Below are 13,956 nucleotides of genomic sequence, written 5' to 3' on the forward strand. Positions count from 1 at the left end.
GAGCCTGCGAGTTTGCGGTGCGTTGCGAGGTTAACCCGTGTGGGGAAGCCGTAGCGAAAGCGAGTCCGAATAGGGCGATTCAGTAGCGCGCTCAAGACCCGAAGCGGAGTGATCTAGCCATGGGCAGGTTGAAGCGGAGGTAAGACTTCGTGGAGGACCGAACCCACCAGGGTTGAAAACCTGGGGGATGACCTGTGGTTAGGGGTGAAAGGCCAATCAAACTCCGTGATAGCTGGTTCTCCCCGAAATGCATTTAGGTGCAGCGTCGTGTGTTTCTTGCCGGAGGTAGAGCACTGGATAGGCGATGGGCCCTACCGGGTTACTGACCTTAGCCAAACTCCGAATGCCGGTAAGTGAGAGCACGGCAGTGAGACTGTGGGGGATAAGCTCCATGGTCGAGAGGGAAACAGCCCAGAGCATCGACTAAGGCCCCTAAGCGTACGCTAAGTGGGAAAGGATGTGGAGTCGCAGAGACAACCAGGAGGTTGGCTTAGAAGCAGCCACCCTTGAAAGAGTGCGTAATAGCTCACTGGTCAAGTGATTCCGCGCCGACAATGTAGCGGGGCTCAAGCGTACCGCCGAAGTCGTGTCATTGCAGCAATAGGGCCAACGCCCGCTGTGATGGGTAGGGGAGCGTCGTGTGCCGGGTGAAGCAGCCGCGGAAGCGAGTTGTGGACGGTTCACGAGTGAGAATGCAGGCATGAGTAGCGATACACACGTGAGAAACGTGTGCGCCGATTGACTAAGGGTTCCTGGGTCAAGCTGATCTGCCCAGGGTAAGTCGGGACCTAAGGCGAGGCCGACAGGCGTAGTCGATGGACAACCGGTTGATATTCCGGTACCCGCTTTGAAACGCCCAATATCGAGCCCATTAATGCTAAGGCCGTGAAGCCGTTCCGGACCCTTCGGGGAAAGGAAAGTGGTGGAGCCGCTGACCCAAGGTGGTAGTAGGTAAGCGATGGGGTGACGCAGGAAGGTAGTCCAGCCCGGGCGGTGGTAGTCCCGGGGTAAGGGTGTAGGGCGTTGTCCAGGTAAATCCGGACAGCACATAGCCTGAGACCTGATGCCGAGCCGATTGTGGTGAAGTGGATGATCCTATGCTGTCGAGAAAAGCCTCTAGCGAGTTTCATGGCGGCCCGTACCCTAAACCGACTCAGGTGGTCAGGTAGAGAATACCGAGGCGTTCGGGTGAACTATGGTTAAGGAACTCGGCAAAATGCCCCCGTAACTTCGGGAGAAGGGGGGCCACGTCTGGTGATCGGATTTACTCCGTGAGCTGGGGGTGGCCGCAGAGACCAGCGAGAAGCGACTGTTTACTAAAAACACAGGTCCGTGCGAAGCCGTAAGGCGATGTATACGGACTGACGCCTGCCCGGTGCTGGAACGTTAAGGGGACCGGTTAGTCACATTTCGGTGTGGCGAAGCTGAGAACTTAAGCGCCAGTAAACGGCGGTGGTAACTATAACCATCCTAAGGTAGCGAAATTCCTTGTCGGGTAAGTTCCGACCTGCACGAATGGCGTAACGACTTCTCGACTGTCTCAACCATAGGCCCGGTGAAATTGCACTACGAGTAAAGATGCTCGTTTCGCGCAGCAGGACGGAAAGACCCCGGGACCTTTACTACAGTTTGATATTGGTGTTCGGTTCGGCTTGTGTAGGATAGGTGGGAGACTTTGAAGCCGTGACGCCAGTCATGGTGGAGTCGCCGTTGAAATACCACTCTGGTCGTGCTGGATGTCTAACCTCGGTCCGTGATCCGGATCAGGGACAGTGTCTGATGGGTAGTTTAACTGGGGCGGTTGCCTCCCAAAGGGTAACGGAGGCGCCCAAAGGTTCCCTCAGCCTGGTTGGCAATCAGGTGTTGAGTGTAAGTGCACAAGGGAGCTTGACTGTGAGACCGACGGGTCGAGCAGGGACGAAAGTCGGGACTAGTGATCCGGCGGTGGCTTGTGGAAGCGCCGTCGCTCAACGGATAAAAGGTACCCCGGGGATAACAGGCTGATCTTCCCCAAGAGTCCATATCGACGGGATGGTTTGGCACCTCGATGTCGGCTCGTCGCATCCTGGGGCTGGAGTCGGTCCCAAGGGTTGGGCTGTTCGCCCATTAAAGCGGTACGCGAGCTGGGTTTAGAACGTCGTGAGACAGTTCGGTCCCTATCCGCTGTGCGCGTAGGAATATTGAGAAGGGCTGTCCCTAGTACGAGAGGACCGGGACGGACGAACCTCTGGTGTGCCAGTTGTCCTGCCAAGGGCATGGCTGGTTGGCTACGTTCGGGAGGGATAACCGCTGAAAGCATCTAAGCGGGAAGCCTGCTTCGAGATGAGTATTCCCACCTCCTTGAGAGGGTAAGGCTCCCAGTAGACGACTGGGTTGATAGGCCGGATGTGGAAGCCCAGTAATGGGTGGAGCTGACCGGTACTAATAGGCCGAGGGCTTGTCCTCAGTTGCTCGCGTCCACTGTGTTAGTTCTGAAGCAACGAACGGTTGCTGGTTTCTAGAGCTGGAACACAACTACAGAGTGTGCTTGTTCGCTCGAAACCGATAGGGTTTCGGTGGTCATAGCGTTAGGGAAACGCCCGGTTACATTCCGAACCCGGAAGCTAAGCCTTTCAGCGCCGATGGTACTGCAGGGGGGACCCTGTGGGAGAGTAGGACGCCGCCGAACAAATCTTCAGGACCCCTGGTCCCAGCGTTCACGCTGGGACCAGGGGTCCTTTTGTTTTTTGCTTGACTTTTTCCGATGCGCGGCCGAGTGCCGGCTGCGCGAGAATGACTGCAGTACCCGAAGACAGGAGTCACGTCGATGTCCACCAACTCTCCCGACGACCGTCCGGAGCGCGAGCCGCGTCGCAGGGACGGTGCCGGCGCCGGCGGTGACCGGGGCGGCTTCCGTGGCCCGCGCCGGGACGACAACCGCGGTGGCGACAACCGTGGGGGTGGCTTCCGTCGCGACGACAACCGTGGTGGCGACAACCGCGGTGGCGGCGGTGGTTTCCGTCGCGATGACCGTGGGGGCGACAACCGTGGCGGCGGCGGTGGTTTCCGCCGTGACGATCGTGGTGGCGACAGCCGCGGTGGTGGCGGTGGTTTCCGTCGCGATGACCGTGGGGGCGACAACCGTGGCGGCGGCGGTGGTTTCCGCCGTGACGATCGTGGTGGCGACAACCGTGGCGGCGGCGGTGGCTTCCGTCGCGATGACCGCGGTGGCGACAACCGCGGTGGCGGCGGTGGCTTCCGTCGTGACGATCGTGGTGGGGACAACCGTGGTGGTGGGTTCCGTCGGGACGATCGGCGTGATGAGCGTCCTTCGTCGTTCCGTCGGGACGACCGGCCCTCCTTCCCGCGCGATGACCGTGGTGGCGACAACCGTGGTGGCGGCTTCCGCCGCGACGACCGCGGTGGCGACAACCGTGGTGGCGGCTTCCGTCGCGATGACCGTGGTGGCGACAACCGCGGTGGTGGCGGTGGTTTCCGTCGTGACGATCGTGGTGGGGACAACCGTGGTGGTGGGTTCCGTCGGGACGATCGGCGTGATGAGCGTCCTTCGTCGTTCCGTCGGGACGACCGGCCTTCGTACCCCTCGCGTGACGACCGTGGCGGCGACAACCGCGGTGGCGGCTTCCGTCGCGATGACCGGCGTGATGAGCGTCCTTCGTCGTTCCGTCGGGACGACCGGCCTTCGTACCCCTCGCGTGACGACCGTGGCGGCGACAACCGCGGTGGCGGCTTCCGCCGTGACGACCGGCGTGATGAGCGTCCGTCCTCGTTCCGTCGGGACGACAGCCGTGGCGGCGGCGGGTTCCGTCGGGATGACCGCGGTGGGGACAACCGCGGTGGCGGCTTCCGTCGTGACGACCGCGGGGGCGACAGCCGCGGTGGGTTCCGTGGGCGGGACGACCGCGGTGGCTACGGGCGTCGTGACGACCGTGGCGACCGCGAGCGCAGCGACCGCGCGCCCATCAAGCGCCTGCCGATCCCGCCGGAGGTCACCGGTGAGGAGATCGACCCGGATGTGCGCCAGGAGCTCATGAGCCTGCCCAAGGGGCTCGCCGAGGACGTCTCGCGCAACCTCGTCATGGTCGCCCAGCTGATCGACGAGGACCCGGAGAAGGCGTACGGGTACTCCAGGGTCGCCCTGCGGCTCGCGTCCCGTGTCGCCGCCGTGCGCGAGGCCGCCGGCTTCGCCGCGTACGCGACGCAGAAGTACTCCGAGGCGCTGGCCGAGTTCCGTGCCGCGCGCCGGATGAGCGGTGGCGTCGAGCTGTGGCCCGTCATGGCCGACTGCGAGCGCGGCCTCAACCGGCCCGAGCGTGCGCTGGCGATGGCCGGTGAGCCCGAGGTGCAGAAGCTGGACAAGGCCGGTCAGGTCGAGATGCGGCTCGTGGCCGCCGGCGCCCGCCGGGACCTCGGTCAGCTCGACGCGGCCATCGTGACGCTGCAGAGCCCCGAGCTCGCTTCCAGCGCCGTTCACCCGTGGACCGCACGCCTGCGCTACGCCTACGCCGACGCGCTGCTCGCCGCCGGCCGTGAGCGCGAGGCGCGGGAGTGGTTCGCCAAGGCCCTCGAGGCCGACAAGGACGGGGCCACGGACGCCTCGGACCGGCTGGCCGAGATGGACGGGGTCGAGTTCGTCGACGCGTTCGACGAGGACGAGGCCGACGCCGAGGCCGCAGAGGAGCCGGGTCGTGTCGACGTTCTCGATGATGATGTCGACCTCGATGACGAGGACGACGAGGACGACGACTTCGACGAGGACGACAGCGACGACAGCGTCGGCGACAAGAGCTGACTCGGTTGACCGATGAGAAGGGCGGCACCCCTGCGGGTGCCGCCCTTCTTCGTTCTCCGGGGTCTCTCAGTCCAGCGCCAGGCTTCTCAGGACCAGGCCCGTCGCCGGCTTCGGGCCGAAGGAGGTGGACTTGCGGGGCATGGTGACGCCCTGGCGGGCCAGGTCCCGGACGACTTCTTCGCGTACCGGGTGCATGAGGACCGCCGTACCGCCGCGGCGTTCCGCCTGTTCGACCGCGGCCTCCGTGTCGTGGATGTAGGCGATGTCCTCGGGAGCGTCCGGGATGTGCCAGACGTGCTCCAGGAGGGTCGAGTGCAGGACCGTGGCGTCCAGGGTGCGCCAGGCGTCCGGGCGGTCCGCGCGGATCGTACGGTCGAGGAGGGCGGGGTCCGGACGGTCGACGAGGTGGAAACCGCCGTCGCCGGCCAGGAGGAAGGCGTTGCCCTCGGCCGAGGCCTCGGCGAGGGCCTCCATGGCCGCCGGCAGGGGCTGCTCGATGCGGCGTACCCGGAAGGCGCCGTCGAGGGCCGCGAGGGCGTCGGCGACCGGAAGGCGGTTGAGGAGGCGGTGGATCGCGCGCACCCGGAGCGGGTAGCGGGCGGTGTCGATCAGGAGGACCAGGCCGTAGTTCCACGGGCCGGGCGACGGGTGCTCCTCGCGGAGGCGCAGATAGGTCGCCCAGCGGTGGTGGCCGTCGGCGATGAGTGCCTGGTGGCGGGCGAGCCCGGCGGAGACGGCGGCCTGCTCGGCCGGGTCGGTCACCGCCCAGAGGCGGTGGTGGAAGCCGTCCTCCGTCGTGGTGGCGAGCAGCGGGGGGCGCTGGACGGTGCGTTCGACGACCTCGGCAGCGCCGTCGCCGTCGCCGACGTACGTGAGGAGCAGCGGCTCCAGATTGGCCGCGGTGGTCCGCATCAGGGCGGCGCGGTCCTCGACGACATGCGGCATGACGTCCTCGTGCGGGAGGACGACGCCCTCGGCCGGGGTGGAGAGCTCCAGGGCGCCGATGATGCCGCGCTGGAGGATGCCGTCGCCGTGCTGCTCGTACACGTAGAGCGCGGGCTCCGGGTCGGGGGCGAGGACGCCGTCCGCGAGCCAGCGGTCGAGGGTGACGGCGGCCTTGCGGTGCCGGGTGCCGGCGGTGATCGCCTGGGGCAGGATCAGCCGGACGATGTTGTGGGGATCCGCGGACTCGAGATGGAGAAGTCCGTCAGGTCGTACGACGACGTCGTAGGGCGGGGACGTCACGGCGGCCAGGCTGCCGACCCGCTCGGGGACGTAGCGGAGCCCGCGGAACGGCGCCAGGTGCAGCCCGGCTGCGTCGTCGCGGACGTCGTCGGCCGCGTGACCTGAGGTGTTCATCTCGTCATCGTATGTGGCCGCTGGGATGCGCGATGATCGGGGGAGTGGGGAACCCATCCGGTGAGGCGAGGAGTGTGCGGTGACGGTGCGGAACGGCCAAGGGCAGCAGGGCGTGGGCAGGCGGCGGCCTCGTGGCAGTGCGGTGCCGTTGAGCGAGGCGTACGACACGGCGCTCCTGGACCTGGACGGGGTCGTGTACGCGGGCGGGGAGGCCGTTCCTCACGCCGTGGAGGCGCTCCGGGTCGCCCGGGGCGGCGGGATGCACCTGGCGTACGTCACCAACAACGCGTTGCGGACGCCCGACGCGGTGGCCGAGCACCTTACCGAGCTCGGGGTGCCCGCCGAGGCCGGGGACGTGATCACCTCGGCGCAGGCCGTGGCCCGGCTGATCGCCGACGACGTGCCGCCCGGTTCCCGGGTGCTGGTCATCGGTGGCGAGGGGCTGCGGGTGGCGTTGCGCGAGCGGGGTCTGGTGCCGGTGGACTCGGCGGAGGACGAGCCGGTGGCCGTCGTGCAGGGGTACGGCGGGCCCGAGATGCCGTGGGGGCGGTTCGCGGAGGCGAGCTACGCGGTGGCGCGGGGGCTTCCCTGGTACGTGTCGAACACGGACCTGACGATTCCCGGTGCGCGGGGGATCGGTCCCGGGAACGGGGCGGCGGTGGAGGTCGTACGGATCGCCACGGGCGGCCGGGTGGAGCCGAAGGTCGCGGGGAAGCCGCTGCCGCCGATGCACCGGGAGACGGTGCTGCGGACGGGCGCGCGGCGGCCGCTGGTGGTCGGGGACCGGCTGGACACGGACATCGAGGGCGCGTTCAACGGCGGGGTGGACTCGCTGCTCGTCTTCACCGGGGTGGCGGACGCGGCGCAGCTGCTGCGGGCGGTGCCGGAGCACCGGCCGACCTATGTCGCGGCCGATCTTCGGGGGCTGCTCGTGGGGCAGCCGGAGGTCGTCGCGGAGGAGGACGGGAGCTTCGTGTGCGGGGGCTGGCGGGCTTCGGTGAGCGCTCCGAGCGGCGGCGAGCTGGTGATCGAGGGGCCGGCGGAAGGGGAGCCCGATGCGGCGGACCCCATGGACGCCGTGCGGGCCCTGTGCGGGGCGGCCTGGTCGGCGGCGGACGCCGTGGGCGGCGGGGTGCCGGACGCGGGGAAGGTGCTCGCACGGCTCGGGCTGTGACAGCGGCCCGGCTGGGAAATTGGGTAGGCTAACCTAACTTCATTTGGGCAGCGGGCACGGGAGTACGGGCATGGATGGTCGGCAGCAGCGGCTGAGCGCGGAATCGGTCACCCTGGCGTACGAGCAGCGGGTCATCGCCCGCGATCTGTCCGTCGAGATCCCCGACAACTCGTTCACCGTCATCGTCGGGCCGAACGCCTGCGGCAAGTCCACCCTGCTCCGTGCCCTCTCCCGGATGCTGAAGCCCAGCCAGGGGCGTGTCCTGCTCGACGGGCAGTCGATCCAGACCATGCCCGCCAAGAAGGTCGCCAAGACCCTCGGGCTGCTGCCCCAGACCTCCGTGGCGCCCGACGGCATCACCGTCGCCGACCTCGTCGCCCGTGGCCGCTACCCGCACCAGGGGCTGCTGCGCCAGTGGTCGCCGGAGGACGAGCGCATCACCCGGGAGTCGATGGAGGCGACCGGTGTCGCCGAGCTGGCCGAGCGGTACGTCGACGAGCTCTCCGGCGGTCAGCGGCAGCGCGTCTGGATCGCCATGGCGCTCGCCCAGCAGACCCCGCTGCTGCTGCTCGACGAGCCGACGACGTATCTCGACATCCAGCACCAGATCGACGTGCTCGACCTGTGCGCCGAGCTGCACGAGACCCAGGGCCGGACGCTCGTCGCCGTGCTGCACGACCTCAACCACGCGGCGCGGTACGCGACCCACCTCATCGCCGTACGGGACGGCGAGGTGGTCGCCGAGGGGCCGCCGGCCGAGGTGGTGACCGCCGAGCTCGTGGAGCGGGTCTTCGGGCTGCGCTGCCAGGTCATCGACGACCCCGAGACCGGGACGCCGCTGGTCGTGCCGGCCGGGCGGAAGGCCCGTGTCCCGCGGCCCGTCTCGGCGTCGGCGTCGCCGGAGCCCGCGCTCCGTACCTGAGGTGGCTCCGTACCTGAGCTAGAGGAGGGAGCGGAGGCGGAGCAGGTCGCGGAAGCCGGCCTCCAACTTGACCCGGCCCGAGGCCCAGGCCTTCGCGAAGTTCAGTTCCCCGCCCACCATCGCCACCAGGTCGTCGCCGGTCATCGCCAGCCGGATCTGCGCCTTGGCCGGCGGCGGGCCCGTCACCGTGGACTCGACCTCGATCCGGCCGCCCGCGAGACGGCCCGTGAACGTGGTGTCCAGGTCGGTGATGTGGCAGCTCAGGGTGCGGTCGAGCGCGGCCGCGCCGCGTACGTCGCCGTCCGCCCGCGCGAGGTTGTCCGAGAGTGTGTCGAGTGCGTCGCGGCACTCCGTGATCGTCGCCATCGCCGTCGACCGTACCCCAGGGGTTCGCGGTAGCGTCGGGAGCATGAACGACGCGATGCCCGAGCCTGCGGACGCGATGCCCGAACCCGAGACGGTGCCCCCGCGGGACGGCGGCCACGAGCCCGCCGCGGCCGCGCCGCTGGAGGTCGTACGGGAGCTCACCGGGCACCCCGGGGTCGACACCCACCTGGCGCGTCTCGCCGAGGTGGACGACCTCCCGGCGGACGGACACCTGGAGGTGTACGAGGATGTACACCGTGGACTGCGCGCCGAGCTGACCTCGCTCGACGCGCACCCCGCCCCCCGTCCGTACGAAAACAGGAGCTGAACCGAACGTGGCAGGAGTGGCACGACGCCGCCTCGACGCCGAGCTGGTCCGGCGCAAGCTCGCGCGCTCGCGCGAGCACGCCAGCCAGCTGATCGCCGCGGGCCGGGTGACCGTCGGCAAGACCGTCGCCACCAAGCCCGCCACCCAGGTCGAGACCGCCGCGGCCATCGTCGTCGTCCAGGACGACTCCGACCCCGACTACGTCTCGCGCGGCGGCCACAAGCTCGCCGGGGCCTTCGAGGCCTTCGTCCCGCTCGGGCTGCAGGTCGAGGGCCGGCGCGCCCTCGACGCCGGGGCCTCCACCGGCGGCTTCACCGACGTGCTGCTGCGGGCCGGCGCCGCCCATGTCGTCGCCGTCGACGTCGGCTACGGGCAGCTCGCCTGGTCGCTGCAGAGCGACGAGCGGGTCACCGTGAAGGACCGGACGAACGTACGGGAGTTGACACTCGACGCGATCGACGGCGTGCCCGTCGATCTTGTCGTCGGTGACCTCTCGTTCATCCCGCTCGGCCTCGTCCTGCCGGCCCTCGCGGCCTGCACGGCGCCCGACGCCGACCTCGTCCTGATGGTGAAGCCGCAGTTCGAGGTGGGTAAGGAGCGGCTCGGTACGGGCGGAGTCGTCCGGAGCACCGAACTTCGCGCCGACGCCGTGAAGAACGTCGCCCGGCGGGCCGCCGAGCTCGGCCTCGGCGTCCTGGGCGTCACCGCGAGCCCGCTGCCCGGCCCCTCCGGCAACGTCGAGTACTTTCTGTGGCTGCGGGCAGGGGCGCCCGCGCTGGATCCGGCGGATGTCGACCGCGCCGTGGCGGAAGGACCTCGTTGAGCTCAACGGCAGCAGCACCAGAGACCGCACCACGTACCGTCTTCCTGCTCGCGCACACCGGCAGGCCCGCCGCCGTGCGCAGCGCCGAACTGGTCGTCCTCGGACTGCTGCGCTGCGGCATCGGCGTCCGCGTCCTGGAGGCCGAGGCGGAGGACCTGCCGCTGCCGCCGTCCGTCGAGAAGGTGAAGGAGGCCTGCTCCGACGCCCTCGACGGCTGTGAACTCCTCGTCGTCCTCGGCGGCGACGGCACCCTGCTGCGCGGCGCCGAGTTCTCCCGCGCCTCCGGCGTCCCGATGCTCGGCGTCAACCTCGGCCGCGTCGGCTTCCTCGCGGAGGCCGAGCGGGACGACCTCGACAAGGTCGTCGACCGGGTCGTGACGAAGGCGTACGAGGTCGAGGAGCGGATGACCCTCGACGTCGTCGTGTACGAGAACGGCGACGTCCTGCACCGCGACTGGGCGCTCAACGAGGCCGCCGTGCAGAAGGTGTCCCCGGAACGGATGCTGGAGGTCGTCCTCGCGATCGACGGGCGGCCGGTGACCGGCTTCGGCTGCGACGGGGTGATCTGCGCGACACCGACCGGATCCACCGCGTACGCCTTCTCGGCGGGCGGCCCGGTCGTCTGGCCCGAGGTCGAGGCGCTGCTCATGGTCCCGATCGGGGCCCACGCCCTGTTCGCCAAGCCGCTCATCACCACCCCCGAGTCGGTGCTCGCCGTCGAGGTCGAGCCGCACACCCCGCACGGGGTCCTGTGGTGCGACGGGCGGCGGACGGTGGAACTCCCTGCGGGGGCGCGGGTCGAGGTGCGGCGGGGTGCCGTACCGGTCCGGCTCGCCCGGCTCCACCACGCCTCCTTCACGGACCGGCTCGTCGCGAAGTTCGCCCTGCCCGTGTCGGGGTGGCGGGGCGGGGCTCGCTGACGCAGCCTCCCGCGTCCGCCCGCTCCGGTGGGAGGGCGCCGGCCGGCGTACACCCCGGCCGGCCGGCTCCGGCGGGAGCGAACGATCGGCACGCCGGAGAGTTACGCCCGGGGGTGATGTCGCATCGCACCAGGGAAACCTCGTATGGTCTGGGGCGTGCTGGAGGAGATGCGGATACGGTCGCTCGGGGTCATCGACGACGCGGTGGTCGAGCTGTCGCCCGGCTTCACCGCGGTGACCGGTGAGACCGGTGCGGGCAAGACCATGGTGGTGACCAGCCTGGGCCTGCTGCTCGGCGGCAGGGCCGATCCGGCCCTGGTGCGGATCGGCGCGGCCTCGGCCGTCGTCGAGGGGCGGATCAGCGTGCCCGCGGGCGCGCCCGCCGCCGTACGCGCCGAGGAAGCCGGGGCGGAGCTGGAGGACGGGGTGCTGCTCGTCAGCCGTACCGTCTCGGCCGAGGGACGCTCGCGGGCCCACCTCGGCGGGCGTTCCGTGCCCGTCGGGCTGCTCGCCGAGCTCGCCGACGAACTCGTCGCCGTCCACGGCCAGACCGACCAGCAGGGCCTGCTCAAGCCGGCCCGGCAGCGCGGGGCGCTCGACCGGTACGCGGGCGAGGCCGTCTCCGTGCCGCTCGCCGCCTACGCGGAGGCGTACCGGCGGCTGCGTGCCGTCACCGGCGAGCTGGACGAGATCACCACGCGGGCGCGGGAGCGGGCCCAGGAGGCCGATCTGCTGCGGTTCGGGCTCGGCGAGATCGAGGCCGTCGCCCCGCGCGCGGGGGAGGACACCGAACTCGCCGCCGAGGCGGAACGGCTCGGCCACGCCGAGGCCCTCGCCTCCGCGGCCGCGCTCGCGCACGCCGCGCTCGCGGGCGTTCCCGAGGATCCCGAGTCCGTCGACGCCACGACGCTCGTCGCGGGCGCCGGCCGGGCCCTGGAGGCCGTACGGTCGCACGACCCGGCCCTCGCCGCGCTCGCCGACCGGATGGGGGAGATCTCCATCCTGCTCGGCGACGTGGCCACCGAGCTCGCCGGATACGCCGACGACCTGGACGCCGACCCGCTGCGGCTCGCCGCCGTGGAGGAGCGGCGGGCGGCGCTGACGCAGCTGACCCGGAAGTACGGGGAGGACATCGCCTCCGTCCTCGCCTGGGCGGAGGAGAGTGCCGGCCGGCTCGGAGAGCTGGACGGCGACGACGACCGCATCGAGGAACTCACCGCCGAGCGCGATCGGCTGCGCGACGATCTGTCGGTGCTCGCGCAGCGGCTCACCGACGCCCGTACGGAGGCCGCCGACCGGTTCGCCGACGCGGTCACCGCCGAACTCGCCTCGCTCGCCATGCCCCACGCGCGCGTGTCCTTCGACATCCGGCAGACCGAGGACCCCGACGGCGTCGAGGTGGGCGGCCGCCGGGTCGCCTACAGCCCCTCCGGGGCCGACGAGGTCGAGCTGCTGCTCGCCCCGCACCCCGGGGCCCCGCCGCGGCCGATCGCCAAGGGCGCGTCCGGCGGTGAGCTGTCCCGGGTGATGCTCGCGGTCGAGGTCGTCTTCGCCGGGGTCGACCCGGTGCCGACGTACCTCTTCGACGAGGTCGACGCGGGTGTCGGCGGCAAGGCGGCGGTCGAGATCGGCCGTCGGCTCGCCAAGCTCGCCAGGAGCGCGCAGGTCGTGGTCGTCACCCATCTGCCGCAGGTCGCGGCCTTCGCGGACCGGCAGCTGCTCGTCGAGAAGACCAACGACGGGTCCGTGACCCGGTCCGGTGTCACGGTCCTGGAGGGCGAGGAGCGCGTACGGGAGCTGTCCCGGATGCTCGCCGGCCAGGAGGACTCCGAGACGGCCAGGGCGCACGCGGAGGAGCTGCTGGCGACGGCCCGCGCGGACGGCTGAAGCCGGTCGCAAGGGATCGGCAGGGGTCGGCAGGCGCCGAGGGACCCTGAGGAGCGCCGAGGGAACCGGGGTAGCGCCGAGGGGACCCGGGGGGCGCCGAGGGATCCCGGGGGAGCGCGCGTTCGCCTTGTGCGCTCACCCGAGTGGGTGAACCCGTGGCATGGGTCCCGGAGCCGTACGCCTTCCGTACAGGGGAACGACGCCGATTCGGTGCCGGAACGTGCGTACGGTCGGCGGTACGGGCTGGCATCCTTGGGCGCGTGACACAGCTCCGTACGGTCCAAGTGCTGGGCGGCGGCAGCGCGGGCAGCAGCGCTCACGTCCGATCACTCGCCTCGGGGCTGGTGGCGAGGGGCGTGCGGGTGACCGTGTGCGCCCCGGCCGAACTCGACCGCGTCTACGACTACCTGGGTGCCGGCGCGCACTTCGTGCCGCTGCCGCGCCTCGGCGACCCCGCGACGGTCGCCGCGCTCCGCAACGCCTGCATCGGCGCCGACGTGGTCCACGCGCACGGCCTTGAGGCGTCCGTGCGGGCCGCGCTCGCGCTGTCCGGCGGCGGGAACGGCGACCGCGCCCCGCTCGTGACGACCTGGGACACCCGCAACCAGGTCCACGGGGCGGCGCGGGGCGGGATGCTGCGGCTCCTGGAGCGAAGGACCGTGCGGGCCGCGACCGTTGTCCTCGCCACCTCCTCCGAACTCGTCGACCGGGCCCGTCGCCGCGGGGCCCGGGACGCCCGGCTCGCGCCCGTCACCGTGCCGCCCGCGCGGGGGCCCGTCTGCCTCCACGACGGCAAGGCCCGTGCCGAACTGGGCGCGGTCGACCGGCCCTTGCTGATGGCGGTCGGAGCGCTGGAGCGGGGCCGGGGGTACCGGACGCTGCTCGACGCGGCCCGGTCGTGGCGGGAACTCGATCCGCAGCCGCTGCTCGTCATCGCCGGGGAGGGGAGCGAACGGGCCGCCCTCCAGCGGCGGATCGTGGCCGAGGGGCTGCCCGTGCGGTTGATCGGTCGCCGGGAGGACGTCGCCGAGCTGCTCGCGGCGGCCGACGTGGCGGTGCTGCCCTCGCGGTGGGAGGCACGGTCCCTGCTCGCGCAGGAGGCGCTGCGGCTCGGCGTGCCGCTGGTCGCCACGGCGGTGGGCGGCGTACCGGAGCTCGTCGGTGACGCGGCCGAGCTGGTGCCGTACGGGGACGCGACGGCGCTCGCCGGGGCCGTGCGCGGGCTGATCGAGGACGTGGACCGGCGGATGGACCTCGCGGCCGCGGGGCGGGTGCAGGCGGGGACCTGGCCCACGGAGGACGAGACGGTGGCGCACGTGCTGAGCGTGTACGACGAGTTGGTGGGGCGGTAGGCACCCGCCCCCCGGCGACCGGGGTGTGGGCCC

Annotated in this window: 10 protein-coding genes, 2 rRNA genes and 1 pseudogene (1 of these 13 running past the window's edge); 11 read left to right on the plus strand and 2 right to left on the minus strand. The window is 70.4% G+C overall.

The genetic code is table 11. From position 1 onward, the window contains the following. The 4 genes and pseudogenes from N5875_RS30110 to N5875_RS30125 form a co-directional block, all read left to right on the plus strand. Positions 1 to 2,445, plus strand: a 23S ribosomal RNA gene (locus tag N5875_RS30110); it begins 674 nt to the left of the window's first position. Positions 2,446 to 2,551: 106 nt separating this feature from the next. Further along, a 5S ribosomal RNA gene (gene rrf, locus N5875_RS30115) occupies positions 2,552 to 2,668 on the plus strand. Between the two features lie 237 nt (positions 2,669 to 2,905). Continuing rightward, positions 2,906 to 3,577 (plus strand): annotated as a pseudogene (locus tag N5875_RS30120) (hypothetical protein); the annotation flags it as partial. A 393-nt stretch (positions 3,578 to 3,970) separates the two neighbouring features. Then, positions 3,971 to 4,792, plus strand: coding sequence for a hypothetical protein (locus N5875_RS30125; protein WP_338499306.1), 822 nt, complete (start codon positions 3,971 to 3,973; stop codon positions 4,790 to 4,792). Between the two features lie 66 nt (positions 4,793 to 4,858). Here N5875_RS30125 and N5875_RS30130 read toward each other — a convergent pair whose 3' ends face one another. Continuing rightward, on the minus strand, positions 4,859 to 6,151 hold the full coding sequence (locus tag N5875_RS30130) for a DUF1015 domain-containing protein (RefSeq protein ID WP_338497320.1): 1,293 nt from the start codon (positions 6,149 to 6,151) through the stop codon (positions 4,859 to 4,861). A gap of 112 nt (positions 6,152 to 6,263) precedes the next feature. Between N5875_RS30130 and N5875_RS30135 the strand changes: the two genes are divergently transcribed. Both N5875_RS30135 and N5875_RS30140 read left to right on the plus strand, forming a co-directional pair. Beyond that, entirely contained in the window at positions 6,264 to 7,325 is a 1,062-nt protein-coding gene (locus N5875_RS30135; protein ID WP_338499308.1) for an HAD hydrolase-like protein, read from the plus strand. A gap of 70 nt (positions 7,326 to 7,395) precedes the next feature. Next, positions 7,396 to 8,247, plus strand: a complete 852-nt coding sequence (locus tag N5875_RS30140; RefSeq protein WP_338497322.1) for an ABC transporter ATP-binding protein — start codon at positions 7,396 to 7,398, stop codon at positions 8,245 to 8,247. 18 nt (positions 8,248 to 8,265) lie between these two features. Here N5875_RS30140 and N5875_RS30145 read toward each other — a convergent pair whose 3' ends face one another. After that, positions 8,266 to 8,613: an SCP2 sterol-binding domain-containing protein gene (locus N5875_RS30145; RefSeq protein WP_318207056.1), complete on the minus strand. Its 348-nt coding sequence runs from the start codon at positions 8,611 to 8,613 to the stop codon at positions 8,266 to 8,268. Positions 8,614 to 8,689: 76 nt separating this feature from the next. Between N5875_RS30145 and N5875_RS30150 the strand changes: the two genes are divergently transcribed. The 5 genes from N5875_RS30150 to N5875_RS30170 all read left to right on the plus strand — a co-directional run bounded on the left by N5875_RS30150 (position 8,690) and on the right by N5875_RS30170 (position 13,923). Further along, complete coding sequence (locus tag N5875_RS30150; RefSeq protein ID WP_318207377.1) at positions 8,690 to 8,941, plus strand: hypothetical protein; 252 nt, start codon at positions 8,690 to 8,692, stop codon at positions 8,939 to 8,941. A 7-nt stretch (positions 8,942 to 8,948) separates the two neighbouring features. Then, positions 8,949 to 9,764 carry a TlyA family RNA methyltransferase gene (locus tag N5875_RS30155; RefSeq protein WP_318207055.1) on the plus strand — a complete coding sequence of 272 codons (816 nt, stop codon included), beginning with the start codon at positions 8,949 to 8,951 and terminating at the stop codon, positions 9,762 to 9,764. Next, positions 9,761 to 10,684 carry an NAD kinase gene (locus N5875_RS30160; protein WP_318207054.1) on the plus strand — a complete coding sequence of 308 codons (924 nt, stop codon included), beginning with the start codon at positions 9,761 to 9,763 and terminating at the stop codon, positions 10,682 to 10,684. The genes N5875_RS30155 and N5875_RS30160 overlap by 4 nt, the downstream gene beginning before the upstream one ends. Positions 10,685 to 10,828: 144 nt before the next feature. Further along, on the plus strand, positions 10,829 to 12,571 hold the full coding sequence (gene recN / locus N5875_RS30165; RefSeq protein WP_318207053.1) for a DNA repair protein RecN: 1,743 nt from the start codon (positions 10,829 to 10,831) through the stop codon (positions 12,569 to 12,571). 260 nt (positions 12,572 to 12,831) lie between these two features. Further along, the gene (locus tag N5875_RS30170) at positions 12,832 to 13,923 is read left to right on the plus strand and encodes a glycosyltransferase family 4 protein (RefSeq protein ID WP_318207052.1); all 1,092 of its coding nucleotides are present in this window, start codon (positions 12,832 to 12,834) and stop codon (positions 13,921 to 13,923) included. Positions 13,924 to 13,956: the final 33 nt, after the last annotated feature.

Source organism: Streptomyces sp. SJL17-4 (genome assembly GCF_036826855.1).
Lineage (GTDB): Bacteria > Actinomycetota > Actinomycetes > Streptomycetales > Streptomycetaceae > Streptomyces.

Excerpts from the sequence above, each read along its gene's own strand:
- N5875_RS30130 (WP_338497320.1), bottom strand. The coding sequence starts at position 6,151 with ATGAACACCTCAGGTCACGCGGCCGACGACGTCCGCGACGACGCAGCC.
- N5875_RS30140 (WP_338497322.1), top strand. The coding sequence starts at position 7,396 with ATGGATGGTCGGCAGCAGCGGCTGAGCGCGGAATCGGTCACCCTGGCG.
- N5875_RS30145 (WP_318207056.1), bottom strand. The coding sequence starts at position 8,613 with ATGGCGACGATCACGGAGTGCCGCGACGCACTCGACACACTCTCGGAC.
- N5875_RS30150 (WP_318207377.1), top strand. The coding sequence starts at position 8,690 with ATGCCCGAACCCGAGACGGTGCCCCCGCGGGACGGCGGCCACGAGCCC.
- recN (WP_318207053.1), top strand. The coding sequence starts at position 10,829 with ATGGTCTGGGGCGTGCTGGAGGAGATGCGGATACGGTCGCTCGGGGTC.